Source organism: Nocardia sp. BMG111209 (genome assembly GCF_000381925.1).
GTDB lineage: Bacteria > Actinomycetota > Actinomycetes > Mycobacteriales > Mycobacteriaceae > Nocardia.
Genome location: NZ_KB907307.1, coordinates 4,645,236 through 4,671,363, shown reverse-complemented (window position 1 = coordinate 4,671,363; position 26,128 = coordinate 4,645,236). Strand labels below are relative to the sequence as shown.

The following is a 26,128-nucleotide window of genomic DNA, read 5'->3' as shown; positions in this document are numbered from 1 at the left end:
GCCCGACGAACAAGGGGGACCGGTGCAATCACAGGAGCCCGGGAGTCTGCGCAACGACGTCGCGGCACTGACGCGCGCGGTCGGCGACGGTGAGCTGTGGGTCGACGGGATGCTCGTCGCCGACGGCACGATGGAGCGCTGCGCGCATCGCTACGACGAGCTCGCCGACCAGATCGAGGCACAGCTGCGGATCGTGCGAACGGCGGTGTCGCTGCCCGGTTTCGGCGGTTTCGGATCCGGCGACGCGCTGCGGCACGGCTTCGAGGAGAAGGCGGTGCAGGCCGCCGATCGGTTGCAGGACTACGCCGATGCCGCGCGTCGGCTGGCGCAGACCCTGCGCGCCGGCGCCACCGCCTACACCGATCACGACACCGCGATGGCCACCGCCATCGGGCGGCTCGGCGCCGCAACGGATTTCGCGTCGGACGGAGCGGGGATCGCGCATGCATAAGATCGACGGCCCCGGCGCCACCGACCGGACCGATCCCGATTACGCGCCCACCGCGGAGGTTTTCGAGCATCTCGCCTACGCGGACATCCATCGTGGTGTGGCACAGCTGAATCCGACCGTGCTGACCGCGGGCCGGCAGGCCTGGGAGGGTGCGGCGACGGCCGTCGCGGAGGCGGTGGAGCAGGCGCACGCCGAGATTCGCGACGCGGCGGCCGACGGCTGGCGCGGCCGCGCGGCGACCACCGCCGCCGGTGCGGTGCGCGCGTTCGAGGAACTGGGCCGGCACCTGTCCGATGTGATGGCCGAAGTGGGCCACCGGCTCGGCGAGGCCAACGACGCGGCGGAGACGCTGCGGGCCTCGATCTCGCAACCGCCATCCGGCCCCCCGGATCTCGAAGGGGCCCTGCTGGATCCGCGCCGCGCGGTCACCAACGTCGCCGGGCAGAAGGCGGCCGAGGACGCCCGTCAGGAGGCCGTGCGGGTGATGAACACGGTCTACGCCGGGGTGTTCCTGCCGACCGGCAGCGGGGTGCCCGCCTTCGACGACACCGGCCTCTATCCATCACCCCCGGCGGCGTCCGCCCCGCCCGAAACCCCCTCCGGCGGTGACGGTCCGGTGTCGTCCGCGACCGCGGCCGCACCGGCCGGGCAGTCCGCTCCCGGCCCGGCCGCGGCCCCGGCGGACCGGTACCGCGCCGAAACCGCCTCGCCGGACGGCGATTTCCGCACGGTCGGCAGCCACGCGGAGACGGTTCCGAACGCCGACGCGACGCAGGTTTCCCCGCCGCCGTCGGTGGTCCCGGCGGCCGCCACCGACCCTGCCCTGGCGGTCCTCGGCCGGAACGCGAAACCGGTTGCGGCACAGCCCGTTCGATCGACCGGCGAGCCGGCCGCACCGCCGCCGGCCCTACCCGGCCCGGCCACCCCGATCCGCACCCGGACCTCCGACACCCAGCGCGACCGCGAAAACCGGGACCGCCGTAACGAATCCGCTCCGGCGAGTACCGGCGCCGGTGTCGACGGCGCGGCCGCCGGCATCATCGGCGGACTCGCGGGCGGCATCTACGCCTCCGGGGATTCGGTCCGGTCCGGCGGCGGCGCGGCCGCGGTCCGGCCGCTGCCCTTCGAGGAGGAGGACGAGGACGAGTTCTACGACGACGACCTCACCTTCCTCGAACCGGCCGAACCCGGGACCGACCTGATCGGTGAATTCGATCCGACCACGCCGCCGGTGCTAGGCGAATGGTCCGGGAATGAGTGACCGCGGGATGTGCCGGCCGGGCCCGCGCTCGTGAAATGGACCCTCACCCCCGACCGGTTCGCGCTGGCGTGGGAGTGCACCGGCGGCGACCGGATCCCGTATCCGCTGGCCGTGCGGTCCGGCGCGCGCGACACCGACGAGCGCGCCGCACAGCTGCCGGAGCTGCTCGCCTGGCGCGACCACGCCCTGGACGCGGATCTGCAGGCGGCGCTGCGGGTGCTGGCCCGACCGGCGATTCGGGTCGAGGTGTACGGCGAACAGGGCCACGGCGCCCACGCGCTGCCGGTCCGGGTGCTGGGCACGGTATCCGGCGAGGTGATGGTGGTCGCCGCGCAGCGCCCGCACGTGCGCCCCGATCGCGGCGACGACATCCGGGTGTTCGCCGGCCACGCCACCGCGCTCGCGGCCCGCGTGGTGTCACTGCTGCCGGAATATCCGCCCGGCACCGGACCCCGCTACACCGCCCCGGTGGAACGGGTGCGGGAGGACAGCCGTGATCTGGTCACCGTGCCGGTCTCCGGGCCCACCACCTCCGCGATGATGCGCCGGCTGCTGCGGCAGCCCCGGGACGGCATCGGCCAGATCGTCGTCTCGGTGCGGATGGGCCGCGGCGACGACCCGGCCGGGGAACCCCAGCCGATCGGCGTGCTGTGCTGGATCGACGTGGCCGGTGACGGCCGGTACGCCGTCCGCACCCGCGCCGAGGTCGAGATCGTCCCGGTCACCGCGGAGGCGTGCGCCGACGCCCTGCGTCCGCTGATCGCCGCGGCCGAGCGCACGGTGGCCGACCGGCTGGTGGCCGAGCACATCGAATACTGAGAGCGCGGATGCCGATACCGGCGGCTCGAATCACGCACCGCGCCAAGGCGGGTCGTGGACGGCACCCGGTGCGGGCCGTACGGTGATCTCGTGCCACTGTACGAATTCGAGGGTAAGCGCCCGCAGGTCGACCCCACGGCGTTCATCGCGCCCACCGCGACCCTGGTCGGCGACGTCCGCGTCGAGGCCGGGGCATCGGTCTGGTACGGCGCGGTACTGCGCGCCGATTTCGCGCCGATCATCCTGCGGGAACGGTCGAACGTGCAGGACAACGCCGTCATCCACACCGCCCCCGATGTGCCGGTAGAGATCGGCGCCGGCGCCACCATCGCGCACAGCGTCATGTTGCACGGCGCGAGTGTCGGCGAGTCGACGGTGATCGGCAACGCGGCCACGGTCCTCGACGGCGCCCGCATCGGCGCCGGCTCGATGATCGCCGCCGACTCCCTGGTCCCGCCGGGCGCCGAGATCCCGGACGGCGTACTGGCGGCGGGCAGCCCGGCCCAGGTCAAGAAGCCGATCGCCGGATCCAGCGCGGAGCTGTGGGTCCGGGTCAATCCGGTCGCCTATGCGGAACTGGCACAGCGGCACCGGGAGACCATCGTCGAAGTGCCGCGCTGACATCAGCGTGACGTCAGGCGTCCGGCAGTCAGCGTGACGTCGGGCGTCCGGCAGCCGTCAGCGTGACATCAGGGGTCCGGCAGCCGTCAGCGTGACGCCGGGGTCCGGCAGCCGTCAGCGTGACGTCAGGCGTCCGGCAGCTTGACGTCAGGCGTCCGACAGCCGTCAGCGTGACATCAGGTGTCCAGCAGCCCCACGGTGACGTCAGGTCCAGCAGTTGCCAGGCGTGGTGTCAGGATGCAGCAGACTCAGCAGCTGCCAGGGTGACGTTCAGCGGACAAAGTGCCGGGTTTGTCATTCCAGGACAAGATGCAGCAGACGCAGCAGCTGTCAGGGTGACGTTCAGGGTTCAACAGCCGTCACGGTGACGCGGGGTCCAGCAGCGCCAAGACCTCCTCGTCGGCGAGCTGATGGAAGTCCGCGTATACGGCCCCGACCCCGCCGAGCATCTCCGGAACCAGCGGGCACACCACCTCGTCGGCGATGCTGCCCACCCGGTGCAGCGCCTCGTACGAGGACACCGGCACCGCCACCACGAGCCGCCGCGGCCGGTGCGCGCGCACGACCTCGCAGGCCGCCGCCATCGTGGCGCCGGTGGCCATGCCGTCGTCGACGACCACCACGACGCGCGCGGCGATCGGGATCGGCTCGCGCCCGGCCCGCAGCATCCGGCCGCGCCGGTCCAGCTCCACGATCTCGTCGCGTTCGACCGCGGCCAGTTGCTGCTCGGTTGCCCCGACGTGCCGCAGCACATCCTCGTTCAGCACCCGCACCCCGCCCTCGCCGATCGCACCCATCGCCAGTTCCGGCTGCCAGGGCACGCCGAGCTTGCGGACCAGCAGGATGTCGAGATCGCCGCCGATCGCCCCACGAACCGCGGCCGCCACCGGCACCCCGCCGCGCGGCAGCCCCAGAACCAGCGGATTCGCGGTGCGCAACGGCCTGAGCAGTTCGCCCAGCACCCAGCCGGCCGCCTCCCGATCGGGATACGGATCCATTGTTGCCGTGTCCTTCCGGCCGGATCCGCCGGAACGTCGATGCTCGGTCACAGATCACCTCGATGCCACTCGGGTCGAGTCTTCCGTGGACTACCCGCCGGGTCGCGCATCATGCGTGCGAATTCGGTTGTGCCACCGTATTGCCCGAGCGGATGAGGGCCACCGGGACGGCGGAACCGGGCGCACGAGCCTCGCCCGTACGCCCCGAGTCTACGCCCGCCGCGGCGCCCCGGAACCGCTCAATCGGCCGGTCGGGGCACGATATCGAAGCGCCGCAGGCTCAGACTGGGGTTGGTGGTGCGGACCTGGTCGACCTGCGCCAGATCGATACCCGCGGCCGCGACCCCCGGCGCGTCACCGAGTTCGGCGAGCACCGTCCCGCCGGGATCCACGATCATCGAGGCGCCGGAACCGCGCGGGGCGGCATGGTCGGCGGCGGCGACGTAGACGGTGTTCTCGATGGCCCGCGCCCGCAGCAGCGTGGTCCACTGATCGACCTTGCCCGGTCCCGGAATCCATTGCGCCGGTAGCAGCAACACGTGCGCACCCGCTGCGGCGACCCGTCGGCAACCCTCCGGGAAGCGCAGGTCGAAACAGGTCTGCAGTCCGAACACGACTCCGTCGACGGTGAAGACCGCCGGCTCCACGATCTCGCCGGGCGCGACCACGTCCGATTCCTCGAAACCGAAGGCGTCGTACAGATGAACCTTCCGGTACACGGCCACGAAATCCGCGTCCGGACCGGCGATGACCAGGGTGTTGTGGATGCGATCGGGCCGTTCGCCACCGGGCGACTCGACCACACCGGCCACCAGGTGCACACCGAATTCCGCGGCCAGCCCACGCAGACCCGTGACGTATTCGCCGGTGAGCGGTTCGGCGGCGGCGAGCACGCGATCGTCCAGCCGCATCACCGCGAACATCGAGTACTCCGGCGCCACGACCACCCGGGCCCCCAGCGCGGCCGCCTCGCGCACATGCTCGCGCAGCGCGGCGAGATTCGCGGACTTGTCGGTGTAGGGGGCGAACTGGACCACCGCGACGGCGGTGCGCCCGGAGGCGCCGGGCAGCACCGCCGGATCGGTGGCGATCTCCGACTCGAGCGCCGCCGTGGCGAGCGCGACCGGATCGTCCGCTTCCGGTGCGGGCACGGTGGTGACGGTGACCACGGTCGGCTCGGGGGTGGCGCGTTCGTGCTGCATGGCTATCACGGTATTGGCCCGACGTCGGGGGCGGCTACCGGGAGGCAGTAAAATCCTAGCCAATATGAGCACCTCACCGGTCGACAGCGTTTCTTCCTTCGACGACGAGAGGGACGCCGCCGACCCGTCCTTCGCCGATCTCGGCATCGATGACCGCCTGCTGGCGGCCATTGCCGACGTCGGCTACGAATCGCCGTCGCCGATCCAGGCCGCGACGATTCCGCCGCTGCTGGCCGGTTCCGATGTGGTCGGACTGGCCCAGACGGGCACCGGCAAGACCGCCGCCTTCGCCATCCCGATCCTGATGGGTATCGGGGCGCGGGCCGAGAAGGGCAAGGCGCCGCAGGCGCTGGTTCTGGCTCCCACCCGCGAACTCGCGATCCAGGTGGCCGAGGCGTTCGGCCGCTACTCCGCGCATCTGCCCGGGGTACACGTGCTGCCGGTGTACGGCGGCCAGAATTACGCCGTGCAGCTGTCCGGGCTGCGTCGCGGCGCCCAGGTCGTGGTGGGCACTCCCGGTCGCGTCATCGACCATCTGGAGCGCGGCACGCTCGATCTGACGCAGCTGCGGTACCTCGTGCTCGACGAGGCCGACGAGATGCTCAAGATGGGCTTCCAGGAGGACGTCGAGCGGATCCTCGCCGACACCCCCGCCGAGAAGCAGGTGGCGCTGTTCTCCGCGACCATGCCGAGCGTGATCCGGAAGATCTCCAAGCAGTACCTCAAGGATCCGGTCGAGATCACGGTCAAGGCCAAGACGACCACCGCCACCAACATCGGCCAGCGCTACCTGTACGTCTCGCATCAGCGCAAGCTCGACGCCCTGACGCGCATCCTCGAGGTCGAGACCTTCGAGGCGATGATCATCTTCGTGCGCACCAAGCAGGTCACCGAGGAATTGGCCGAGAAGCTGCGCGCCCGTGGGTATTCCGCGGCGGCCATCAACGGCGACATCGCGCAGGCCCAGCGCGAGCGCACGATCGGCCAGCTGAAATCCGGGCAGCTGGACATCCTGGTCGCCACCGACGTGGCCGCGCGCGGCCTCGACGTGGAACGCATCTCGCACGTGGTCAACTACGACATCCCGCACGACACCGAGTCGTACGTGCACCGCATCGGCCGCACCGGCCGCGCCGGGCGCTCCGGTGAGGCGCTGCTGTTCGTCACCCCGCGCGAGCGCCGCCTGCTGGACGCCATCGAGCGGGCCACCCGGCAGCCGCTCACCGAGATCCCGTTGCCCAGCGTCGAGGACGTGAACGCGCAGCGCGTGGTGAAATTCCACGACCAGATCACCGAGAACCTGAATTCGGAGAATCTGGCGCTGTTCCGGAAGCTGATCGAGGACTACGAGGCCGAGCACAACATCCCGCTCGCCGATATCGCCGCCGCCCTGGCCGCCTCGGCCCACGAGGGCGACAACTTCTTCATGGAGCCCGAGCCGGAACCGCAACGGCGGGAACGTGGTTCGCGCAAGTTCGAGGAGCGCGGCTACGACGACCGTTCGGGCGAACGGCATTTCGAGGATCGGACCCCGCGCGAACCGGGTGTGAATCGCACCACCGGCGTGGAGATGGCCACCTACCGGATCTCGGTCGGCAAGCGGCACCGCGTGGTGCCGGGCGCCATCGTCGGCGCCATCGCCAACGAAGGTGGTTTGCGCCGAAGCGATTTCGGTCACATCAGCATCCGCCCCGACCACAGTCTCGTCGAGCTGCCCGCGCAGTTGTCGCCGGAGACCCTGGACGCGTTGCGCGACACCAGGATCAGCGGGGTGCTGATCGATCTGCAACCGGATCAGGGCCCGCCCGGCTTCCGGCCGACCAACCGGGCGCCGCGCCGCGACCACAAGCGCCCGGACTACAAGCGGCCGGACCGCCGCAAGCCCCGCAGTTAGCCGGTTTGTTCCGGCGCCGGTACCGGCGCCGGCGCCGCGGGGGCGGGGGCGGCCGGTGGGAGGGCCGGGCCGGGGGAGACGGGGGCCGGGGCCGGCGCGTTCGGGTCGGTGGTCGCCGGTGGGGCGTAGGGGTCGATCTGCGGGTCCGCGTCGACCGTGATCACACCCAGGGCCGGAGTGAGCGAACAACGCTGACCCGGGTAGTCGATGGTGCCCCAGACGGCGGCGGCCACGGTGCCGGGCCCGGTGTCGACGGTCTTGGACAGCGCGGGGGTGCCGAAATCGGTGGGATCGTCGAGTTCGGCGATGCCGCTGCGGCCGTTGGCGATGTTCACCCAGGCCAGGGCGAGGCCGGCCGCGATCGGAAATCCGGTCACCATCGGGCTGGCCTGGAAGCGGACGGTGCCGGCCGGGCCGGCGATGCCGTGATCCGGCCCGGGGACACCCGCGGCGCCGGTGACGACCGTGGTGGTCACCGGGAAATCCCGGCCGCAGCCCATCGTGGTGGACTGGGTCAGGAACGGGGTGAAACCGCCTGCGATGGCATCGATCCGGCTCGCGGCGGCCAGCCGGGCCGTCTGCGCGACCTCGTCGACCGCCGCGCGACTCGCCGGATCGGTCCCGGCGGCCGCGGTGAGACGGTCGATCGCACTGTCGAGCGGGGTGGGGGTCGGTTGCGCGAGAGTGCTGCCGACGGTCGCCGCCGCGCCGATACCGAGCGCGGCGGTGGTCGCGGCCAGACGCGCCATGGTCCTGCCGTTCACGCGAATTGCTCCACATCTGTTCGTGCACCAAGTGACCGGGCCGGTGAATCGCGGGCTCGGCCTGTTCCCGCAGCAACGTACCAGCCCCCCTCCCGGCCGGTACCGGCAAGCAGGTGGGCGGCGCGGTCCGACATGTGAACCCCGACTCGAGTTACCGAGAGGTAAGTTTGACCTCGGACATTCGAGCACGGTGGGAGACGCCATGAAACTTGCCCTGTCACCCGAAGAGGTGGCCTTCCGGGACGACTTGAACCGGTTCTACCGGACCGAGATCCCGCAGGAGATCCGGGACAAGGTCCAATACGGCCTGGACCTCACCCGGGACGATGTCGTCACCTCGCACAAGATTCTCAACGACGCCGGGCTCGCGGTGCCGCGCTGGCCGGTCGAATGGGGTGGCAAGAACTGGACCCCGATGCAGCTGCACCTCTGGGAGGACGAGTTGCAGCTGGCCAGTGTGCCCGATCCACTGACCTTCAACGCCAACATGATCGGCCCGGTGATCGCCCAGTTCGGCTCGCCGGAGCTGAAGCAGCGGTTCCTGCCCGCCACCGCCGCGCTGGACATCTGGTGGTGCCAGGGCTTCTCCGAACCCGACGCCGGCTCCGATCTGGCCTCGCTGCGCACCACCGCGGTGCGCGACGGCGATTCGTACATCGTGAACGGGCAGAAGATCTGGACCACGATGGCCCAGTGGGCCGACTGGATCTTCTGTCTCGTGCGCACCGACCCGAACGCGCCGAAGCGGCAGGCGGGTATCTCCCTGGTGCTGTTCGACGTCAAGACCCCGGGTGTGACCATCCGCCCGATCAAGCTGATCGACGGCCGGCACGAGGTCAACGAGGTCTTCTTCGAGAACGTCCGGGTGCCCGCCGATCAACTGGTCGGCGAGGAGAATCAGGGCTGGACCTACGCGAAGTTCCTGCTCGGCAACGAGCGCACCGGCATCACGGCCGTCGGCCGGACCAAGGTCCGGCTCGCGGTGGCGAAAGAATATGCCGCACAGGCGAAGTCGGGCAAGAGCACGCTGCTCGACGATCCGCGGTTCGCCGCCCGTCTGGCCGGGATCGAGAACGAATTGCTGGCGCTGGAGCTGACTCTGCTGCGCGTGGTCGCCAATTCCAGTGAGGGCAGGCCGAATCCGGCCTCCTCGGTGCTGAAGATGCGCGGCTCGGAACTACAGCAGGCCGCCACCGAACTGCTGCTCGACATCGCCGGGCCGGACGCGCTCCCGGTGGGGGGCGCCGAAACCGCCTCGCCGGACTGGGCGCAGCGCACCGGCCCGAGTTATCTGAATTTCCGCAAGACCACCATCTACGGAGGTTCGAGCGAAGTGCAGCGCACCATCATCGCCTCCACCATCCTCGGATTGTGAGGCACTGACATGGATTTCGAACTCACCGAGGAGCAGGTGCTGCTCGGCGCCACCGTGCGCGATCTGCTGGCCCGCGCCTACGACCAGGAGTCGCGGCTGAAGACGCTCGAGACCGAATCGGGCTGGAGCCGCGAGGTCTGGTCCCAGCTGGCCGAATTGGGCGTGCTGGGCCTGAGTTTCGACGAGGAGGACGGCGGCGCCGGCGCGGGGCCGGTGGAGACGATGGTCGTGCTCGAGGAGCTGGGCCGCCGTCAGGCGCCGGAGCCGCTGCTGGACGCGGTGCTGCTGCCCGGCGGGCTGGTGCGCGCGGTCGGCACCGCCGAACAGCGGCAGCGGATCCTGCCGGAGGTGGCCGGCGGCGCCCGGCTGCTGGCCTTCGCGCACGACGAGCCGGGCTCGCGCTGGCCGGATACCGAGGTGGCGGTCACCGCCGTCGCCGACGGTTCCGGATTCCGGCTGTCCGGCGTGAAAAACCCGGTGGCCCACGGCGATTGCGCCGACGAGCTGGTGGTCAGCGCCGTGCTGCCGACCGGCGGCACCGGGCTGTTCCTGGTCGCCGCGACGGCCGAGGGGGTGCGGCGCACGCCGTACCGCACCTACGACGAGCGGCGCGGCGCGCAGATCGACTTCGAGTCCGCCCCGGCGGAACTGCTCGGCGGGCCGGAGGCCGGCGACGCGAGCGGCGCGATCGCGGCGGCGATCGTGGCCGCGCAGGCGAGCCTGAACGCCGAGGCGGTCGGCGCGATGACCGAGGCGCTACGGCTGACCAGTGAATATCTCAAGACCCGCAAGCAGTTCGGCGTGACCCTGTCGAAGTTCCAGGCGCTGACCCACCGCGCCGCGGACATGTACGTATCGCTGGAACTGGCCCGCAGCATGAGCTACTACGCCACCGCCGCACTGGCCGACGGCGTCACGGATCCGATGATCGCGTCGCGGGCCAAACTCCAGGTGGATCGCAGCGGCCGGCACATCGGGCAGGAGGCGGTCCAGATGCACGGCGGGATCGGCATCACCACCGAATATCCGGTGAGCCACTACGTCGCCCGGCTGACCGCCATCGGCCGGACCTTCGGCTCGGATCTCGAACATCTGCGGCTGCTCGCCGACCGGGTGGCGGGATACGGCCTGGCCGAACTCTGACCCGATTCCGGCCGGGGCGCACGCGTGCTCCGGCCGGAATTCGGCCGGGCACGGTGCGATCAGCGCGACCAGTAGTCGGTGAGCGGCGAACCCGGACGCGGTGTGATCAGCGCGACCAGTAATCGGTGAGTGGCGAACCCGGACGCGGTGTGATCAACGCGACCAGTAGTCGGTGAGCGGCGAACCCGGACGTGGCGTGACCGTGGCCGTGGGGACCACCACACCGGGCGCACCTACACCGGCCGCTCCTATACCGGCTGCACCGACATTGGGCGCGACTACACCAGCAGCACCGGCGCTGGGTGCGACCACACCGGCTGCACCGGCACTGGGTGCGACCACACCGGCTGCACCGGCGCTGGGTGCGACCACACCGGCTGTACCGGCACTGGGTGCACCCACACCGGGTGCACTCATGCCAGGTGAGACCACGTCGGTTGTACCCGCGCCTGGCGCACCCACACCGGGTGCGACGACGCCGGACGCATGGACGTCGGGCGTGACCACGTCCGTTGCCCCCACACCGGCTGCACCCACACCGGCTGCCCCCACGCCGGGTGAAACCGCGTCGGCCGCCGCCACACCCGGCGCCACCACCTCCGGCGTGACCGCCGGCCGCAGCGTCGCCGACGGCTTCGGGGCCGTGGAACGGTTGGGCGCGAGGTTGTCGTAGAGCGGCTGCTGCGCGGTCGGTGCGGCCTCGACCGGTGCGGCCGGGGCCGGTCCGACGATGGCCAGGCCCGACGGGTTGGCTGGCGTACTGCTCTCGGTGTGCAGCCGCGGCGGCTGCGCGGCGACCCGCCAGCTCGGCGAGGGTGGGATGACCACCTGGAAGGACGAGGTGACCCCCGCGCGCACGACCTCCGCCGGGGCCTGCTGCAGATCCGCGTTCAGCGGCGGCGGCGCGACGTAGGTGTCCTGATGTCCGAGGCCGCAGGCGCCGATCAGGACCAGGCCCAGCGAGACCGCGCCGGCGGCGATCGCGGGACCCGCCACCCTGGCGTTCAGGCGGTTCGGGACCTGATCGGCTCGTTCACCGGAGCCCGCCTTGCTGCCATCCATCGGTACACTGCTCCTCAATTGTCTCGAGTCGGCCTCACGATATCGGAGGCTGGTGTACGGGGCCAGACGGGCGATGTGCGCCGCACGTTACCCGCCGATTGTCTCAAACATGCCTGATTCAGATAACGATTCGATCACATGGGCGTGTCGCGGGCACGTGTCGCATTGAGAATCGGCAACGAAGACGTAGCGTGTGAGCAACGTTACACATGAGACGCCCGAAGTTTGCTGAGGGACACTCCGTGTTTCGCGGGCCCCATTCGCCACTGTCGTTGATGGTTTCCGCGTCGCGCGGGTCTCGGTGGTCGGGTGTCATCGAGGAGTAGTGATGGGAGCTTTCTCGACATCCCCGCTGCGTGCCATGGCGCAGCAGGATTCGTCGGCCGTGCAATCCCCGCGCTCGGCGTGGGTGATGGCACCCCGGGTCGTGGCCTGGGTGATCTTTCTCGGCGGAATGGTCGGCGCGGGGCTCGGCATCGCCGAGCTACGGGTCATGGTCACGGTGGCCGGGTTGATCCTGGCGTGTACCACGGGCCTGGTCCTGCTCAAGCTGCGCGCCGACGCCCAGCAACGCGACGCCTGACCGGCGGCCGGCCGCGCGGATCCGCGTGCCCGGCCGCTGCTCCCGTTCACGCGAAAATCGGTGGGCGCATCCGGTATTCGCGACTAGCGTGCTGATCATGAGGTTCGAGCCGACCGAAGATCCGGCCGAGTTCCAGCGTCGCGCCGGAGCGTTCCTGTCCCGTGACCCGTTGCCGCACACGGTGATCATCGCCGTGCTGCAGCGATTGCTGCACGGCACCGGCGAGACCGAGACCACGTTCGTCTCGGTACACGACGGCGACACGGTGACCGGGGTCGCCATGCACACCCGCGGCTACGACGCCTGCCTCGGCACCGTGCCCGCCGCCGCGATCCCGGGCCTGGTGGCGCTGTTCGCCGATCGCCCGGTGGCGCTCAGTGGCGTACAGGGCCGCACCGAATCCGCGACGGATTTCGCCCGCCGGTGGACCGCGTTGCGCGGCATCGGTTTCCGGCAGAAGGCCGCCATGCTGCTGTACCGGCTCGACGACCTGCGCCTGCCGCGGGTGCCCGGATCCGCCCGGCGCGCCACCGCCGCCGACATCGACCTGTGCACGCGCTGGATGGCGGCGATGAACGAGGAGGTCGGCGCCGGCTACCCGCCCGAGGCCGTGCCCGGCCGGATCGCCGACGGTCTGGTGTGGTTGTGGGAGTACGACGGCATCCCGGTCTCGCTGGCCGGGGAGCAGATCCCGGTGTACGGCTGGAGCCGGATCGGCCCGGTCTACACCCCGCCCGCAGCGCGCGGCCGCGGCTACGGCTCGGCGGTCACCGCGGACGCCTCGAAGCGGTTGCGCGACAGCGGATGCCGGGTGTGCCTGTTCACCGATACCGCGAATCCGACCTCGAACAAGATCTATCGGGACATCGGCTACGTGCCGGTCGGCGACTTCGTGCACTACCGCTTCGGCGCCGCGGCATAGGAGGGAAATCACAACGCGCCCCCCGTGGCCGTCCGGAGCCGGATAATGGGGTATGGCGGTCCACCGTGAGCGAGAGTTGCGCGAACTGACGGACGGGGACTCGCTGCGACTGCTCGCCACGGTGCGCTTCGGCCGGCTGGTCGTCAACCGGCATTCCGTGCCGATGATCCGTCCCGCCAACCATCTCGTGGAGGGCGACGATCTGATCATCTACGCCGCCCACGGCGGCGGCCCGCACTATCCCGACCGGCAGGTGGTCGCCTACGAGGCCGACACCATCGACCACGAGACCCAGCTGGGCTGGTGCGTGATTCTCACCGGCCCGGTCGTGGTGATCGGCGACGACGAGGCGGCGGCCCGGTACGAACGGCTGACCGATCCGTGGCTGCCCGGCGCGCGGCACCGGATCCTGCGGATGCGCCCCGATGTCGTCACCGGTATCGAACTGGTCGGCGCGGCCGGTGCGCCGCGTCCGGCGAACGGCGCTCGGCCCTGACGCTCGAATCCGGACCATAAAACAGAAACGTGTTCTAATCTGTGGCTGGGCCGATACGAGGAGGTGCCGACCATGGATCTCGTTGCCTTGGAGCAGATCCGTACGCTCAAGTACCGCTATCTGCGCGCGCTGGACCTGAAGAACTGGGACGAGTTCGGCGATACGCTCGCCGCCGACGCGGTCGGGCGCTACGGTTCGCCGTCGGGCGGGCAGCCGCTGCACTTCACCGGCCGCGACGAGATCGTCGGCTATATGCGCACCGCGCTGGACGCCAACATCATCACCGTGCACGTGTGCAGTCATCCGATCATCGAGATCGCCGGCGACACCGCCACCGGCAGCTGGTGCCTGGAGGACACGGTGATCGTGCCCGAGCACGGCGTGGCCATCCGCGGCGCCGCCTACTACGAGGACCGCTACCGGCGCGAGGACGGCCGCTGGTGGATCGCCCACACCGGATATCGGCGGCTCTACGAGGGCATGCTGCCCCTGACCGGATTCACCCTCACCGCCAACCGCTGGGACCCGGCCGCCACCCACTGATGCCGGACCCCGCGACATTGGCCAGACTGGGAGTATGGAACATCTCGACGTCGTGATCGTGGGGGCCGGCCTGTCCGGGATCGGTGCCGCCTACCGGCTGCAGACCGAACTGCCCGGTAAGAGTTACGCCGTGCTGGAGGCCCGCGACACACTCGGCGGCACCTGGGACCTGTTCCGCTATCCCGGCGTGCGGTCGGATTCCGACATGTTCACCCTCGGATATCCGTTCAAGCCGTGGCGGGCGGCGAAGTCGATCGCCGACGGCGCCGCGATCCTCGAATATCTCACCGAGACCGCCGCGCAGTTCGATATCGATCGGCGAATCCGCTACGGCGTCAAGGTGATCGCCGCCGACTGGGACGGCGCGGCGGCCCGCTGGACGCTGACCCTGGCCCGCGACGGCCGGACCGAGACCCTCACCTGTGGCTTCCTCTACTGCTGCGCGGGCTACTACGACTACGAACAGCCGCACGCCCCGCAGTTCCCCGGCGTCGAGGACTTCGCCGGGACGCTGGTCCATCCGCAGTTCTGGCCCGCGGACCTGGACTACACGGGTGCGCGGGTCGTGGTGATCGGCAGCGGCGCCACCGCCGTCACCCTGGTGCCGGCGATGGCGGAGACGGCCGGCCGGGTCACCATGTTGCAGCGCACCCCCACCTGGATCTCGCCGGTGCCCGGCCGCGACAAGTACGCCGACCGGATCCGCGCGCTGTTGCCGGCCGGACCGGCCCACCGCCTGATCCGCACCAAGAACATCCTGTTCAACGTCGGCTTCTACCAGTACTGCCGGCGCCGCCCGGAATCGGCGCGCCGGCTGCTGACCGGCCTGGCCACCCGCATCCTGAAGGACGAACGGCTGGTCGCCGAGCATTTCACCCCCACCTACGGGGTATGGGATCAGCGGTTGTGCGCGGTGCCGGACGCCGATTTCTTCAAGGCGCTGAAGCGGGACCGGGCCGAGGTGGTCACCGATCAGATCGACCGGTTCGTGCCGGAGGGTATCCGCCTGGCCTCGGGCCGGACCCTGCCCGCCGATGTGGTGGTGTCCGCGACCGGCTTGCGGCTGCTGGCCTTCGGCGGCATCACGCTGTCGGTGGACGGCGCGCCGGTGCGGCTGCCGGACCATTACGTCTGGCAGGGCGCGATGCTCACCGGCATCCCCAACTTCGCGGTCTGCATCGGTTACACCAATTCGTCCTGGACGCTGCGCGCCGACCTCACCTCGCGACTGGTGTGCCGGGTACTGGCCTTCGCCGACCGCCGCGGCTACCGGGCCGTGGTGCCGGAACCGGACGGGCCGCTGGGTGAGCATCCACTGCTGGATCTGAGCTCCGGCTACATCCAGCGCTCGATCGGGGAATTCCCGCGCCAGGGCGATCGGCGGCCGTGGCGGGTGCGGCAGAACTATCTGCTGGACGCGGCGACCACGCTGCGCACCCGGATGGGTCGGACGCTGAAGCCGGTCCGCGATCAGGAACGGGTCGGCGTGTAGCGCAACTGGGTGACGCCGGATTCGTAGATCTTGGCGTCGATCAGCGTCAGCGGCAGGTGGATGCCGTCCGGGAACAGCCGCTTACCCTTGCCCAGGATCAGCGGTGCCAGCAGGAAGCGGTATTCGTCGATCTGGTCGGCCGCGGTGAGCCGCCGGACCAGTTCCGGGCTGCCGATCACGAGCAGCAGTCCGTCGCCCGCGGCCTTCAACTCGCGCACCCGGTCGGTCACCGGATCGGCGAGCACCTGCGAATGCCGCCACGACGGCTGCCGCAGCGTATTCGACACCACGTACTTCGGGGTGGTGTTGTAGAGGTCGGCCATCGGCCCGGTGCGCTGCTGCCAGGTACCGGCCATCTCCTGGAAGGTGTTGCGGCCGAAGAGGAATCCGTCGGCCTCGTCGAGCAGGTCGAGCATCTCCTCGTCGATCGCGGGGGTCAGGTAGGGCCGCATCCAGTCGCCGGGGGACTCGGCGACGCCGTCGAAACTGAGAAACGCCGCGGCGCACAAGGTTCGCATGGTGGCTGACTTCCGGTCGGAGGGCAGGGCGGGTGCCTACCGGTAGGACGGCGTGCCGCGCGCGAAATGATCGGTGCGCCGGGAGAAATCGTCGCACCACGGGGGAAATCGGCGTCCCGCGGCCGATCGTCGCAGGTCCCCGCGGTGCGGCCGGCCCGTCTTCACGGCGGATTCCCGCCAGCTGAGCGCGCGGCGGTCCGGCAGCATGGCTGCATGACCATCTACACGACGTGGCAGAGCCCCCTGTGTGAACTGTTGCTGGTCGGGGAGCGGACCTCGGCCGGGGCAGCGGTGAGCGCGATCGCCATGGCCGGCGGCCGGCGCACGGCCGTCTCGCCGCAGTGGACTCCGGACGCGGACGCGTTCGCTCCCGTCGTCACGCAACTGTCGGAGTACCTCGCAGGCGTTCGGCAGGAGTTCGATCTCGAATTCGCGGTGTCCGGCACCGCTTTTCAGCATCGGGTGTGGCAGGCCCTCGACGCGATCCCCTACGGCACCACGGTCACCTACAGCGATATCGCCGATCGGATCGGCGCGCCGCGCTCGGTCCGGGCCGTCGGCACGGCGAACGGCGCCAATCCGCTGATGATCGTCCGGCCGTGCCACCGCGTGATCGGCCGCGACGGATCGCTGCACGGGTATGCCGGCGGCCTGGAACGCAAACGGCAACTGCTGGCCCTGGAGGGTGCGGGCCGCCTCGTGGCGGCGGATTCGCTGCTCAGCGCCGGGCTCGGCGCAGGATCGGGGTCGGGTGTGGCGTGAAGCGCCGGTGGACGTATTGCAGAGCCGCCAGCAGCAGCAGGGCCACGCCGGCCGCGGCGTATTCGCCCGCGCGGACGCTCAGCAGCACCAGCGCCCCGAACAGCGGCAGCTCGAGCATCGTGCACCAGCCGAGCAGCCGCAGTCGCGCGGAATGCGCGTCCAGCCAGGCCAATCCGTCGTCGATGATGTCCCCGGCGGTCTCCGGCTGGATCATCCCGTCGCCGAACTGGACGAACATGTGCACCGCCTCGTCCCGGCTGATCCTGCCCAGCCACGCCGCATCGATGAGCCGCTTGCCCTCGACCGCGACCTGCGTGATGACGGTCTCCATACCGAGATCCCTTTCCTGCCGGTCCAGAGATTCTAGGCAGCGGTCCGTCCGGCCGCCCGGCCGCGCCACGAATACCCGCCGGTAATGGCGGGTTTCGGCCCGCGGCGGATCAGCGGTGCGGCGCGGCGGTATCGAATGCGCTGCCACCGGCGACAGCGACGAGCGCACCGTGCTGCTCGATCAGCCACCGGCCGCAGACGCAGCGCAGATAGCGCACGGCGCCGTGCGCCGAGACGACCGCGGGCGCGGGCCAGGCGCAGGACGGGCAGCTCGGCGGCGCGTGCTCGGGGATGGGGGCGGGACAGCTGGAAATCATGTCCTCCACCCTGATGTAATGGGTCAGTGCATCTCAACCCTTACGGAGGATCCGCCGCCGAACTGGCCGCCCTGCTGGTCAACGCCGGCCCGGACGCGGACCCGCTCGCACTGCTCGGCGATTTCGGCTACCGCCCGCTGGCCGACCTCGACGACCGGCAGCGGGCGGCCCTGCGCCGCTGGATCGAGCGCCTCGACGCGATCTTCACCGCGCCGGAGATCGGGCCGCTGAATGCGCTGCTGGCCGAAACCACCAGCCGCCCTTACATTTCCACGCACGACGGCCGGCCGCCGCATCTGCACTACGCGCTCGAGGACGCGCCGCTGGACGAGCGGGTGAAGGCCTACACCGCCGCCGGTCTGGCCAGCCTGTTCTGCGAGGATCCCGGCCGGATCGGGCGGTGCGCCCGGCCGGGCTGCCGCCTCGTCTTCGTCGACACCTCGCGCAACGGGCGGCGGCGCTTCTGCTCGACCCGGTGCTCCACCCGCGTGCACGTGGCGGAGCACCGGTCACGCGCCGCGGTGCGCTGAATTCAGTTCTGCGGGACGACCGTGAACATCGTGCTGCCCCGCAGCTGCGAACCGGCGACCGCGGCGACCCAGTGGTAGCTGGCCGGCGGCAGCAGCAGGCCGGGTCCGAGGTTGGCGACCGCGGCCAGGCGGCGGGCGCCGGGCACGCCGTTGGGCGGCGGGGCCGGCAGCGTGATGTCCAGGGAGAGCGAGTGTTTGCCGGTCTCGGTCTCGAATTCGTATGCGGCGCCGTCCCGATCGCACAGCGTGACCGTGAAGCTGTACTGCTCCTCACGATCCTCGTCGTCGAGATCCGACAGCACGATGACCGACATCGGTGCCGTCGGCGTGCCGATGGTCGACCATCCGATGCCGAGCGCGTGCACCTTGCCGTCCGCACCGGCCTGCGCCGAGTCGGCGAGGAGTACCGAGATCTTCACTGGACCACACCTTCCTGTTCGGGGACTCCGCCCGTGCGCAGACTAACCACACTCCGGTCGCCGCGCTCGCCGGTGCGCGGGAAAGGCGGAAAATCGGGTTTGTAAACCCTTGCCTGACAATGTTTTCCCCAGCCTTACCTAATTTCGGCAAGCCTTCCTTTGCTGGTGGCGGCGGCCGGAAAACGTTACCGTGACGGCGTGCTGCCGAGTGTTCGAACCGATGTGGAAAAAACCGGAAGGCCGCCGCTCCCGGATTCCCGGCCCGTTCCGGAACCGCACGGCGACGGATTGTCCGGTCGGCTGAATTGGTTGCGCGCGGGCGTGCTCGGCGCCAACGACGGCATCGTCTCGGTCGCGGGCATCGTGGTGGGCGTGGCTGCGGCGACGACGAATCAGACCGCGATCCTGACCGCGGGGGCCGCCGGTCTGGTGGCCGGCGCGGTATCGATGGCGCTCGGCGAATACGTCTCGGTGAGTACCCAGCGCGACAGCGAGCGGGCCCTGCTGGCCGTCGAGCGGCGCGAACTGGCCGAACAGCCCGAACTGGAACTCGCCGAACTCGCGGCCATCTACGAGGGCAAGGGGCTCAGCCCGGCGACCGCGTGGAAGGTGGCCGAGGAGCTCACCGCGCAGGACGCCTTCACCGCGCACGCCGAGGCCGAATTGGGTATCGATCCCACGGATCTCACCGATCCCCGGCTGGCCGCGGGATCGTCGGCGCTGTCGTTCACCCTCGGCGCGTTGCTGCCGCTGCTGGCGATCCTGACGCCGGTGGCGATCCGGCTACCGGTCACCGTCGCGGCGGTGCTGGCGGCGCTGGCCGTGACGGGCGCGACCGGCGCGCGGCTGGGCCGGGCGCCGGTCGCGCGGGCGACGATGCGGGTACTCGTCGGCGGCGCGCTGGCGATGGCGACCACCTATCTCATCGGCGGGGCGGTCGGACTCGCCGTCTGATCGAATCATGATGCGCGCCGGGATATCTCAGGCCCGGTTGCTCACCAGATCGCCGGCCTTCTCCCGCCGTGCGGCCTCCCGGGCCAGCGAGCGGTCGCGCTGTTCCTCGAAGCGTTCGCAGTCGCGCTTCAGGTTCTCCAGGAACTCGCCGAGCTCCTCCCGCGCCGCCTCGCCCCGAGGCCCGAAGTCGTTGCGCTCGAACACCTGCCACTTCCGCAGCACCGGCCAGAGCACCTCCTCCAGATGCTGGCGCAGGTCGTAGATGCCGTGCTTGGCCATCAGCACACCGTTGCGCCGCCAGTTCGGCATACCGGCGCCGGGCATCTGGAACTGCATGATGATGTCCTTGACCACCGGCATCGCCTGATTCGGCACGAGATCCAGTGCGGCGCCGCAGATGTTGCGATAGAAGATCATGTGCAGGTTCTCGTCGGCGGCGATGCGCTGCAGCAGACGGTCGGCGTTCGGCTCGTCGCACACCCGGCCGGTGTTGCGGTGGCTGACCCGGGTGGCCAGCTCCTGGAAGGTGACGTACGTGACCGATTGCAGCAGACCGGTATTCATCAGCAGATCGGGCCGGCCCTGCTCGCGCACGAGCGTGTACGGACTGTAGCCGTTGGTCATGTGGACCATGCGCGCGTTCTCGAGTTGCACCGGATCGACGCTGCGGGTGACCATGAGATAGTCGCGGATCGCGATGCCGTGCCGATTCTCCTCGGCGGTCCAGCGATTCACCCAGGTGCCCCAGGCACTGTCGCGGGAGAAGCCCTCGGCGATGGTGCGGTGATAGGAGGGCAGATTGTCCTCGGTGAGCAGATTGGTGATCATCGCCGCGCGGGCCACCTCGTTGAGTCCGGATTGTCCCGGCTCCCAATCGGTTCCGTCCAGCGCGGCGAAATTCCGGCCCTCGTCCCACGGCACGTAGTCGTGCGGATGCCATTCCTTCGCCATCGACAGGTGCCGGTTCACGTTCTGCTCGGCCACGGCTTCCATCTCGATCAGCAGTTCGAGCTGCGTCAGATTCCTGGCCACGATTCACCCCTTCCTCGCTCGGATCGGCGGCCGACGCTGATGCATTCGACGTAGCGACCCAGTTGCTGCGTGTCATGCGGTTGGGTCCGCAAGCTTCGCCACGATAATGTAGACCGGTCACGGCCGAACCCGGTAAGGATCGGGGGCGCGTCGCAATAAAGAGGATGAAGCTCCTGTTGAAGGTGTCCCGGGTGATCCGGGCGACGGCGTGGAGGTGTCCGCTTCCCACCGTTTTCGCCGGATTCGGCGTCACCTTCAGTGTGTATTCGCCGCAGTGTTGCCACCGAAAGTGAGCCGAGTATGACGATTTCCAGCACCATGAGCTATCCAGATGTCGTCGTCACCAGTGTCGCGGCAACAACGTCGATCGCCGGCGATGTCGACTCCACGTGGAAGGGCCTTCTCAACGGAGAGAGCGGCATCGACGTCCTCGAGGACGATTTCGTGGACAGGTTCGGTCTGCCGGTGCGAATCGGCGGGCACCTCAAGGTGAATCCCGACACGCTGCTGCCGAACGAGGAGTACCGCAGGCACTCCTACCTGCAGCGGATGGCGCTGGTCCTGGGGCGGGAGGTGTGGAGCAACGCCGGTCGCCCGGAGGTGGATCCGGAGCGGCTGGGCGTATCGATCGGGACCGGGCTCGGTGGCGCCGAGGTCTTCATCGAAGCTCACCTCCGGATGGAGAAGAGCGGCTACCGCCGGGTGCGGCCGCTGGCCGTGCCGATGATCATGCCGAACGGGCCGGCGGCGACCGTCGGCATCGAACTCGGCGCCAAGGCCGGGTATTCCACGCCGGTCTCGGCCTGTTCGTCGGGTTCGGAGGCGATCGCCAACGCCTGGAAGATGGTGGTCATGGGCGACGCCGACATGGTCGTCACCGGTGGCGTCGAGGGGTCGATCCAGGCCCTGCCGATCGCGGCGTTCTCGATGATGCGCGCGATGAGCACCCGCAACGACGATCCCAAGCGGGCCTCCCGCCCGTTCGACGCGGCGCGCGACGGCTTCGTCTTCGGCGAGGCGGCGGCGCTGATGGTCGTCGAGACCGAGGCGCACGCGAAGGCGCGCGGCGCCAACATCATCGCGCGGCTGCTCGGCGCGGGCGTCACCTCCGACGGATTCCATCTGGTGGCCCCCGATCCGGAGGGCCGCGGCGCGGCGCGGTCGATCACCCGCGCACTCGAGACCGCGGGCCTGTCGAAAAAGGATGTGGCACATGTGAACGCGCACGCCACCGGCACGCCGATCGGCGATACCGCCGAGGCGCGCGCGATCTCGTCCGCGATCGGCGCGCACGCCTCGGTGTACGCGCCCAAATCGGCACTCGGACATTCCATCGGCGCGGTGGGCGCGCTGGAGTCGGTATTGACCGTTCTGACCATTCGGGACGGAATCGTCCCGCCCACACTGAATCTGGACAATCAGGATCCGGAAATCGATCTCGACGTCGTATCCGGGCAGGCCAGGCCCGGTCGAATCGACTACGCCGTCAACAACTCCTTCGGCTTCGGCGGCCACAACGTCTCCCTGGCATTCGGACGATATTGAGTAGCATCGGCAAACACTGCCCAACATTGCATGACGCCGCCGAACTCCTGCTAATCTTCGGACTTCGGTGTCGATCTGTGTTCGTTTTCGTGTCATCGTCCGGCCGAGAGCCGTGCGTGAAAAAGGATAGGAAATGATCGGCGAGACATTTGAAGACTTCTTGGACGAATCGGGCAATATCGTGGTCCAGAGCGAATGGACCATGATCGATTTCGTCGACTGCAACGCGGCCGAGCGCGGCGACCTGCTCGCCTACCGCTTCATCGACTATTCGCGCGAACGCGACGGTGAGGTGCACGAGCTCACCTGGGCGCAGTTCGCCCGGCGCGCACGAGCGGTGGCGGCGCGGCTGCAACAGGTGACGAAACCGGGTGAGCGGGTGGCGATTCTGGCGCCGCAGGGCCTGGACTACGTCGTGTCGCTGTTCGCCGCCGTCTTCGCCGGCAACATCGCGGTGCCGCTGTTCGATCCGGGCGAACCCGGGCATATCGACCGGCTGCACACGGTGCTGCGCGACTGCGCGCCGATCGCCATCCTCACGACGGCGGGATCCGCGGCCGGGGTCCGCGAGTTCTTCGCGGCCTATCCGGCGGCCCGGCGGCCGCGGGTGATCGCCGTCGACGCGATACCCGACAGCGTGGCCGGGCAGTGGGCGCGGCCGGACATCGACAACGAGAGCGTCGCCTACCTGCAGTACACCTCGGGATCCACCCGCACCCCCACGGGTGTCGAGATCACGCACCGCTCGGTGGGCACCAACCTCCTGCAGATGATCGACGCGCTCGACCTCGAGGAGGGCACCACCGGGGTCAGCTGGCTGCCGTTGTTCCACGACATGGGCCTGCTGTTCGTGATCCTGCCCGTGGTCCGGGCCGGTTCGGTCACCCTGATGTCGCCCAGCGCGTTCGTGCGGCGGCCGTACCGGTGGCTGTGGGCGATGAGCGCCGAGGCCAACGACGGCGCCGCGATCTTCTCCGCCGCACCGAATTTCGCCTTCGAGCACGCCGCGCTACGCGGCCTGCCGAAGGGCGGCGACACGCTCGACCTGTCGAATGTGATCGGCATCATCAACGGCAGCGAGCCGGTGTCACCGTCGTCGATGAAGAAGTTCAACGACGCGTTCGTGGCCTTCGGGCTGCCGAAGACGGCGATCATGCCGTGCTACGGCATGGCCGAGGCCACGCTGTTCGTCTCGTCGCAGCGGATCCAGGACGAGCCCAAGGTGATCTACGTCGATCGCGCCGAACTGAACGCCGGGCGCATGGTCGAGGTCGACGCCGACGCGGACAGCGCGGTGGCACAGGTGTCGTGCGGGTACATGGCGCGTTCGGAGTGGGGCGTGATCGTCGATCCCGCCACCGGTTCCGAACTGCCCGACGGCGATATCGGCGAAATCTGGTTGCACGGAAACAATCTCGGCATCGGCTACTGGGGCAGACCCGAGGAGTCCGAGGCCACCTTCCGCAACCGGCTCAGCGCGCGCCAGCCCACCAGTCATGCCGAAGGTGTTGTCGCGGAAGGCGATTGGATGCGCACCGGCGATCTGGGCGCCTATCACCGCGGCGAGCTGTTCATCACCGGCCGGGTCAAGGATCTGGTGATCATCGACGGCCGCAACCACTATCCGCTGGATCTGGAGAACACGGCCCAGGAGGCGTCGACCGGACTGCGGCCGGGGTTCGTCGCGGCGTTCTCGGTCGCGGCCGAGGAACTGCCCGAGGAGGTCCGCGACGGATCGCCGGACGAGGTCGGGGAGCAGCTGGTGATCGTGGCCGAACGCGGCAGCGGCGCCGCCAAGGCCGATCCCGAACCCATCGTCGAGGCGGTGCGGACGGCGATCGCGCGGCTGCACGGGCTCGCGGTGCGGGATCTGCTGCTGGTGCCGGCGGGCTCGATTCCGCGGACCTCCAGCGGCAAACTGGCCCGGGGTGCTTGCCGCACAGCGTATCTGGAGGGCAACCTGCGCGGCAGTCACCGGCAGCAGTCCTTCCCCGACGCGACGGACTGAGCCACCGCATCCGGCGCGCTGGTGGCTCGCGTTCGTGGCTGCCAGCGCGCCTCGCCTCCCGGACACGCCGGTGTCCGCGCCTGTCCCAAGGGATTTGCCGAATCGTGAGCTAATATGGAGCTACTTCAGGTTCCGTGTGACGGCACAAGGGGCTGGCCATATGGATTACTCGTTAGCCGAATTGCTTGCGGTGGCGGCACATTCGACGCCGATCCGGCCGCTGACGCTCGCGCGCGCACACCGCGTCATGCAGGTCCACGCCGGTTGCGGTACGGACAGCTGTCGCAACAAGCGCGCCGCCTACGAGGCGCTGGTGAGCGCGGGGCATCTCGTCCCCGACAGCTCGCGTCGCCGCCGCTCCGGGTAGCCCGGAAGGTCCCGCATCGGACCCCTCGTTCGGTGTGCTGACCGGGCCGCATCTGTGGCAGACTCGGCAGGCACGATGCGGCCGGGCCGACGACCGTGTCCACATTGCGGGAGTTGGTATGGCCGTGGAGCTGAGCGCGATCGAACAGCAGGTCGCCGACGATCGGCGGACCGCGGCGCAGGAGCGGACGGTCGATGCCGACCTGCGATTGGCCACCTCCCTGTGCGAACTGGCCCGGGCCTTCATCGCCACCAAGAGCAACGGGTCCGATCGCGACCGCGCGCCCGCCGCGCTGGAGCCCGCGCAGGAGGCGGTGCTGATCAGGCTGCGGCACCTGGTCGGCGGCCGGGTGACGGCCCAGTTCGCCGGGCAGGTCCAGGAGGCGCTGCGGCTGTTCGAGGAGGCCGCCCGCACCATCGGCCACCGCGAGCTGGCGACCGCGACCATCCGCAAGGCCTGCGACGCGTATCGCCATGTGGCACGGCAGTATCCGGCGGCGGCGGCGGTCTGCGCCGACGGTCTGTCCAAATGCGGCGTCTGGCTCATCCGGCTCGATCCGGACACCGCCGTCGCGGCCAGCGAGGAGGCGGTGCGCATCCGCGCGGGCCTGTTCGCGGCCAATCCCGATCAGGCGGCCCGCTACCTGTCGAGCCTGAATCTGTTGTTGCGCACGTTGATGATCGGCCGGCAGCGCAAGCAGGCGCTGGCCACCTATCGGGAGCGGTACGCGGCGTGGACCTCGCCTGCGATGACCACCCGGTTGCGGGACACCCGCATCGAGGAGATCGACTTCACCAGCAAGACCCAGACGGCGCTGGCGAAACTGGACTGCCAGACCCTGGAGCGGGCCGGCTATCTCACCCAGCAGCAGATCCTGTACCAGACCGACGGCGATCTCACCACCATCGAGGAGATCAACTGGAAGCTGGGCCTGATCGGGCTCAAGCCGCTGGCCGCGGGCGCGCTGGCCGATCCGCCGTCCAAACCGGTGGAGATCTCCGCCTCCTTCGGCGCGCTGACCGTACTGTGCTCCGAACCGGACGCGGTGGGTCTGGTGCGGGCCGCAGTCCTGGAGGCCTACGCCGACGCCGGGGCCTATCCGGTGGGCAGCACCGCATTCCTCGGGGTGCACAAATCCCATTGGGGCATGCCGGATCCCGAGCTGAACACCGCCATGGAACTCGGCGACGACGTGGTGCTCGTGGAACGCACGGGCGGTAACTGGATCGCGGTCAAGAGCCTGTTCTGGGAACTCACCCCGCTGGGCAGACATCCACTGGCACTGCGGCTTTCGCAGCAGTGGCCGGTGCTGGCGGTGAACAGCACGGAGAACCTGGCATACGAATTGTGCTGGTACGAGGACGGTTTCGCGAGCAACTACGCCGCGCTGGGCCGCCCGGCCGGACAGTCCGCGCTCGATCGGCCGTTGGCGCCCATCGACTTCGCGGCGCTGGCCGAGTACGGCGCCGACTACGCGTCGGAGACCCAGGTGCGGGCCGCCTTCGGCAACACCGCCATGTTCGCCAAGCTGACCCACCTGCCGGGCAGCGGGATCCGGCAGGAGAGCCAGTCCCGTCCGCTGTCGGACTCGGGGGAGAACGTGCTGTTCTTCCGGCAGAACAGCCGGCCCACCCGTTCCCGCCGCACCACCGTGGACGAGCCCGCGCAGGCCGGCTAGTCCGCGACACCGCAGCGAGACCCATGGATCACTACCGCGGTC

Annotated in this window: 28 protein-coding genes; 19 read left to right on the top strand and 9 right to left on the bottom strand. The window is 69.8% G+C overall.

Features of this window, described 5'->3' with window-relative positions; translation table 11 throughout:
* Positions 1-22 precede the first annotated feature (22 nt).
* The 4 genes from G361_RS0121715 (at position 23) to G361_RS0121700 (ending at position 3,152) form a co-directional block, all read left to right on the top strand.
* Positions 23-451 (top strand): type VII secretion target, encoded by a 429-nt coding sequence (locus tag G361_RS0121715; RefSeq protein WP_019929219.1) that lies wholly within the window; start codon positions 23-25, stop codon positions 449-451.
* Positions 444-1,712 carry a hypothetical protein gene (locus tag G361_RS0121710; protein ID WP_019929218.1) on the top strand — a complete coding sequence of 423 codons (1,269 nt, stop codon included), beginning with the start codon at positions 444-446 and terminating at the stop codon, positions 1,710-1,712. Before G361_RS0121715 ends, G361_RS0121710 begins: the two co-directional genes overlap by 8 nt.
* A gap of 9 nt (positions 1,713-1,721) precedes the next feature.
* Positions 1,722-2,531: an ESX secretion-associated protein EspG gene (locus tag G361_RS0121705; protein WP_019929217.1), complete on the top strand. Its 810-nt coding sequence runs from the start codon at positions 1,722-1,724 to the stop codon at positions 2,529-2,531.
* Positions 2,532-2,621: 90 nt separating this feature from the next.
* Entirely contained in the window at positions 2,622-3,152 is a 531-nt protein-coding gene (locus G361_RS0121700; RefSeq protein WP_026343331.1) for a gamma carbonic anhydrase family protein, read from the top strand.
* 359 nt (positions 3,153-3,511) lie between these two features.
* Here the strand turns inward: G361_RS0121700 and G361_RS0121695 are convergent, their stop codons facing one another.
* The gene (locus G361_RS0121695) at positions 3,512-4,150 is read right to left on the bottom strand and encodes a phosphoribosyltransferase (protein WP_019929215.1); all 639 of its coding nucleotides are present in this window, start codon (positions 4,148-4,150) and stop codon (positions 3,512-3,514) included.
* A gap of 239 nt (positions 4,151-4,389) precedes the next feature.
* On the bottom strand, positions 4,390-5,352 hold the full coding sequence (locus tag G361_RS0121690) for a carbon-nitrogen hydrolase family protein (protein WP_019929214.1): 963 nt from the start codon (positions 5,350-5,352) through the stop codon (positions 4,390-4,392).
* Between the two features lie 64 nt (positions 5,353-5,416).
* Between G361_RS0121690 and G361_RS0121685 the strand changes: the two genes are divergently transcribed.
* Entirely contained in the window at positions 5,417-7,246 is a 1,830-nt protein-coding gene (locus G361_RS0121685; protein ID WP_019929213.1) for a DEAD/DEAH box helicase, read from the top strand.
* On the opposite strand, the gene G361_RS44400 is transcribed toward G361_RS0121685, so the two are convergent.
* Entirely contained in the window at positions 7,243-8,010 is a 768-nt protein-coding gene (locus G361_RS44400; protein ID WP_036494201.1) for a hypothetical protein, read from the bottom strand. The two genes, G361_RS0121685 and G361_RS44400, sit on opposite strands and share 4 nt — an antisense overlap.
* 202 nt (positions 8,011-8,212) lie before the next feature.
* On the opposite strand from G361_RS44400, the gene G361_RS0121675 reads away from it, so the two are divergent.
* Together G361_RS0121675 and G361_RS0121670 are read left to right on the top strand one after the other, a co-directional pair.
* Entirely contained in the window at positions 8,213-9,385 is a 1,173-nt protein-coding gene (locus tag G361_RS0121675) for an acyl-CoA dehydrogenase family protein (protein ID WP_019929211.1), read from the top strand.
* Between the two features lie 9 nt (positions 9,386-9,394).
* The gene (locus tag G361_RS0121670) at positions 9,395-10,528 is read left to right on the top strand and encodes an acyl-CoA dehydrogenase family protein (protein WP_019929210.1); all 1,134 of its coding nucleotides are present in this window, start codon (positions 9,395-9,397) and stop codon (positions 10,526-10,528) included.
* A gap of 153 nt (positions 10,529-10,681) precedes the next feature.
* Here G361_RS0121670 and G361_RS0121665 read toward each other — a convergent pair whose 3' ends face one another.
* Positions 10,682-11,590 (bottom strand): hypothetical protein, encoded by a 909-nt coding sequence (locus G361_RS0121665; RefSeq protein WP_019929209.1) that lies wholly within the window; start codon positions 11,588-11,590, stop codon positions 10,682-10,684.
* Positions 11,591-11,918: 328 nt separating this feature from the next.
* On the opposite strand from G361_RS0121665, the gene G361_RS44395 reads away from it, so the two are divergent.
* The 5 genes from G361_RS44395 (at position 11,919) to G361_RS0121640 (ending at position 15,626) form a co-directional block, all read left to right on the top strand.
* Positions 11,919-12,173 carry a hypothetical protein gene (locus tag G361_RS44395; RefSeq protein WP_155981539.1) on the top strand — a complete coding sequence of 85 codons (255 nt, stop codon included), beginning with the start codon at positions 11,919-11,921 and terminating at the stop codon, positions 12,171-12,173.
* A 97-nt stretch (positions 12,174-12,270) separates the two neighbouring features.
* The gene (locus tag G361_RS47115) at positions 12,271-13,095 is read left to right on the top strand and encodes a GNAT family N-acetyltransferase (RefSeq protein ID WP_155981538.1); all 825 of its coding nucleotides are present in this window, start codon (positions 12,271-12,273) and stop codon (positions 13,093-13,095) included.
* Between the two features lie 52 nt (positions 13,096-13,147).
* A complete protein-coding gene (locus G361_RS0121650) occupies positions 13,148-13,591 on the top strand; it encodes a pyridoxamine 5'-phosphate oxidase family protein (protein WP_019929206.1) in 444 nt (147 codons plus the stop codon).
* 72 nt (positions 13,592-13,663) lie between these two features.
* Positions 13,664-14,134, top strand: coding sequence for a nuclear transport factor 2 family protein (locus tag G361_RS0121645; protein ID WP_019929205.1), 471 nt, complete (start codon positions 13,664-13,666; stop codon positions 14,132-14,134).
* A 34-nt stretch (positions 14,135-14,168) separates the two neighbouring features.
* Entirely contained in the window at positions 14,169-15,626 is a 1,458-nt protein-coding gene (locus tag G361_RS0121640) for an NAD(P)/FAD-dependent oxidoreductase (RefSeq protein ID WP_019929204.1), read from the top strand.
* Here G361_RS0121640 and G361_RS44385 read toward each other — a convergent pair.
* The gene (locus tag G361_RS44385; protein WP_019929203.1) at positions 15,605-16,144 is read right to left on the bottom strand and encodes a dihydrofolate reductase family protein; all 540 of its coding nucleotides are present in this window, start codon (positions 16,142-16,144) and stop codon (positions 15,605-15,607) included. The two genes, G361_RS0121640 and G361_RS44385, sit on opposite strands and share 22 nt — an antisense overlap.
* Before the next feature lie 213 nt (positions 16,145-16,357).
* Between G361_RS44385 and G361_RS0121625 the strand changes: the two genes are divergently transcribed.
* Positions 16,358-16,906, top strand: coding sequence for a methylated-DNA--[protein]-cysteine S-methyltransferase (locus G361_RS0121625; protein ID WP_019929201.1), 549 nt, complete (start codon positions 16,358-16,360; stop codon positions 16,904-16,906).
* Here the strand turns inward: G361_RS0121625 and G361_RS0121620 are convergent.
* Both G361_RS0121620 and G361_RS0121615 read right to left on the bottom strand, forming a co-directional pair.
* Positions 16,863-17,237, bottom strand: coding sequence for a hypothetical protein (locus tag G361_RS0121620; RefSeq protein WP_019929200.1), 375 nt, complete (start codon positions 17,235-17,237; stop codon positions 16,863-16,865). The genes G361_RS0121625 and G361_RS0121620 overlap by 44 nt on opposite strands.
* A 109-nt stretch (positions 17,238-17,346) precedes the next feature.
* Positions 17,347-17,553, bottom strand: a complete 207-nt coding sequence (locus G361_RS0121615; protein ID WP_155981537.1) for a hypothetical protein — start codon at positions 17,551-17,553, stop codon at positions 17,347-17,349.
* Between the two features lie 26 nt (positions 17,554-17,579).
* Here G361_RS0121615 and G361_RS0121610 point away from each other — a divergent pair, with 26 nt between their 5' ends.
* A complete protein-coding gene (locus tag G361_RS0121610; protein ID WP_019929198.1) occupies positions 17,580-18,083 on the top strand; it encodes a CGNR zinc finger domain-containing protein in 504 nt (167 codons plus the stop codon).
* Positions 18,084-18,085: 2 nt separating this feature from the next.
* Here G361_RS0121610 and G361_RS0121605 read toward each other — a convergent pair whose 3' ends face one another.
* A complete protein-coding gene (locus G361_RS0121605) occupies positions 18,086-18,502 on the bottom strand; it encodes a DUF6941 family protein (protein WP_019929197.1) in 417 nt (138 codons plus the stop codon).
* A 288-nt stretch (positions 18,503-18,790) separates the two neighbouring features.
* Between G361_RS0121605 and G361_RS0121600 the strand changes: the two genes are divergently transcribed.
* Entirely contained in the window at positions 18,791-19,456 is a 666-nt protein-coding gene (locus G361_RS0121600) for a VIT family protein (RefSeq protein ID WP_231386939.1), read from the top strand.
* A gap of 27 nt (positions 19,457-19,483) precedes the next feature.
* Here G361_RS0121600 and G361_RS0121595 read toward each other — a convergent pair whose 3' ends face one another.
* Positions 19,484-20,488, bottom strand: coding sequence for an acyl-ACP desaturase (locus G361_RS0121595; RefSeq protein ID WP_019929195.1), 1,005 nt, complete (start codon positions 20,486-20,488; stop codon positions 19,484-19,486).
* A gap of 300 nt (positions 20,489-20,788) precedes the next feature.
* On the opposite strand from G361_RS0121595, the gene G361_RS0121590 reads away from it, so the two are divergent.
* From G361_RS0121590 to G361_RS0121575, 4 genes are all read left to right on the top strand, one after another.
* Positions 20,789-22,033 carry a KasA/KasB family beta-ketoacyl-ACP synthase gene (locus tag G361_RS0121590; RefSeq protein ID WP_019929194.1) on the top strand — a complete coding sequence of 415 codons (1,245 nt, stop codon included), beginning with the start codon at positions 20,789-20,791 and terminating at the stop codon, positions 22,031-22,033.
* 136 nt (positions 22,034-22,169) lie between these two features.
* On the top strand, positions 22,170-24,041 hold the full coding sequence (fadD32, locus tag G361_RS0121585; RefSeq protein WP_155981728.1) for a long-chain-fatty-acid--AMP ligase FadD32: 1,872 nt from the start codon (positions 22,170-22,172) through the stop codon (positions 24,039-24,041).
* A gap of 160 nt (positions 24,042-24,201) precedes the next feature.
* Positions 24,202-24,408, top strand: a complete 207-nt coding sequence (locus G361_RS49630; RefSeq protein WP_155981536.1) for a hypothetical protein — start codon at positions 24,202-24,204, stop codon at positions 24,406-24,408.
* A 118-nt stretch (positions 24,409-24,526) separates the two neighbouring features.
* Complete coding sequence (locus tag G361_RS0121575; RefSeq protein ID WP_019929191.1) at positions 24,527-26,086, top strand: hypothetical protein; 1,560 nt, start codon at positions 24,527-24,529, stop codon at positions 26,084-26,086.
* Positions 26,087-26,128: the final 42 nt, after the last annotated feature.

Bases quoted from the DNA above. Each gene is read 5' to 3' on its own strand.
- G361_RS0121640 (WP_019929204.1), top strand. From the start codon at position 14,169: ATGGAACATCTCGACGTCGTGATCGTGGGGGCCGGCCTGTCCGGGATC.
- G361_RS0121675 (WP_019929211.1), top strand. From the start codon at position 8,213: ATGAAACTTGCCCTGTCACCCGAAGAGGTGGCCTTCCGGGACGACTTG.
- G361_RS44395 (WP_155981539.1), top strand. From the start codon at position 11,919: ATGGGAGCTTTCTCGACATCCCCGCTGCGTGCCATGGCGCAGCAGGAT.
- G361_RS0121665 (WP_019929209.1), bottom strand. From the start codon at position 11,590: ATGGATGGCAGCAAGGCGGGCTCCGGTGAACGAGCCGATCAGGTCCCG.
- G361_RS0121670 (WP_019929210.1), top strand. From the start codon at position 9,395: ATGGATTTCGAACTCACCGAGGAGCAGGTGCTGCTCGGCGCCACCGTG.
- G361_RS0121625 (WP_019929201.1), top strand. From the start codon at position 16,358: ATGACCATCTACACGACGTGGCAGAGCCCCCTGTGTGAACTGTTGCTG.
- G361_RS0121685 (WP_019929213.1), top strand. From the start codon at position 5,417: ATGAGCACCTCACCGGTCGACAGCGTTTCTTCCTTCGACGACGAGAGG.
- G361_RS47115 (WP_155981538.1), top strand. From the start codon at position 12,271: ATGAGGTTCGAGCCGACCGAAGATCCGGCCGAGTTCCAGCGTCGCGCC.
- G361_RS0121710 (WP_019929218.1), top strand. From the start codon at position 444: ATGCATAAGATCGACGGCCCCGGCGCCACCGACCGGACCGATCCCGAT.
- G361_RS0121575 (WP_019929191.1), top strand. From the start codon at position 24,527: ATGGCCGTGGAGCTGAGCGCGATCGAACAGCAGGTCGCCGACGATCGG.
- G361_RS44385 (WP_019929203.1), bottom strand. From the start codon at position 16,144: ATGCGAACCTTGTGCGCCGCGGCGTTTCTCAGTTTCGACGGCGTCGCC.
- G361_RS0121645 (WP_019929205.1), top strand. From the start codon at position 13,664: ATGGATCTCGTTGCCTTGGAGCAGATCCGTACGCTCAAGTACCGCTAT.
- G361_RS0121590 (WP_019929194.1), top strand. From the start codon at position 20,789: ATGACGATTTCCAGCACCATGAGCTATCCAGATGTCGTCGTCACCAGT.
- G361_RS0121620 (WP_019929200.1), bottom strand. From the start codon at position 17,237: ATGGAGACCGTCATCACGCAGGTCGCGGTCGAGGGCAAGCGGCTCATC.
- G361_RS0121695 (WP_019929215.1), bottom strand. From the start codon at position 4,150: ATGGATCCGTATCCCGATCGGGAGGCGGCCGGCTGGGTGCTGGGCGAA.
- G361_RS0121690 (WP_019929214.1), bottom strand. From the start codon at position 5,352: ATGCAGCACGAACGCGCCACCCCCGAGCCGACCGTGGTCACCGTCACC.
- G361_RS49630 (WP_155981536.1), top strand. From the start codon at position 24,202: ATGGATTACTCGTTAGCCGAATTGCTTGCGGTGGCGGCACATTCGACG.
- G361_RS0121615 (WP_155981537.1), bottom strand. From the start codon at position 17,553: ATGATTTCCAGCTGTCCCGCCCCCATCCCCGAGCACGCGCCGCCGAGC.
- G361_RS0121650 (WP_019929206.1), top strand. From the start codon at position 13,148: ATGGCGGTCCACCGTGAGCGAGAGTTGCGCGAACTGACGGACGGGGAC.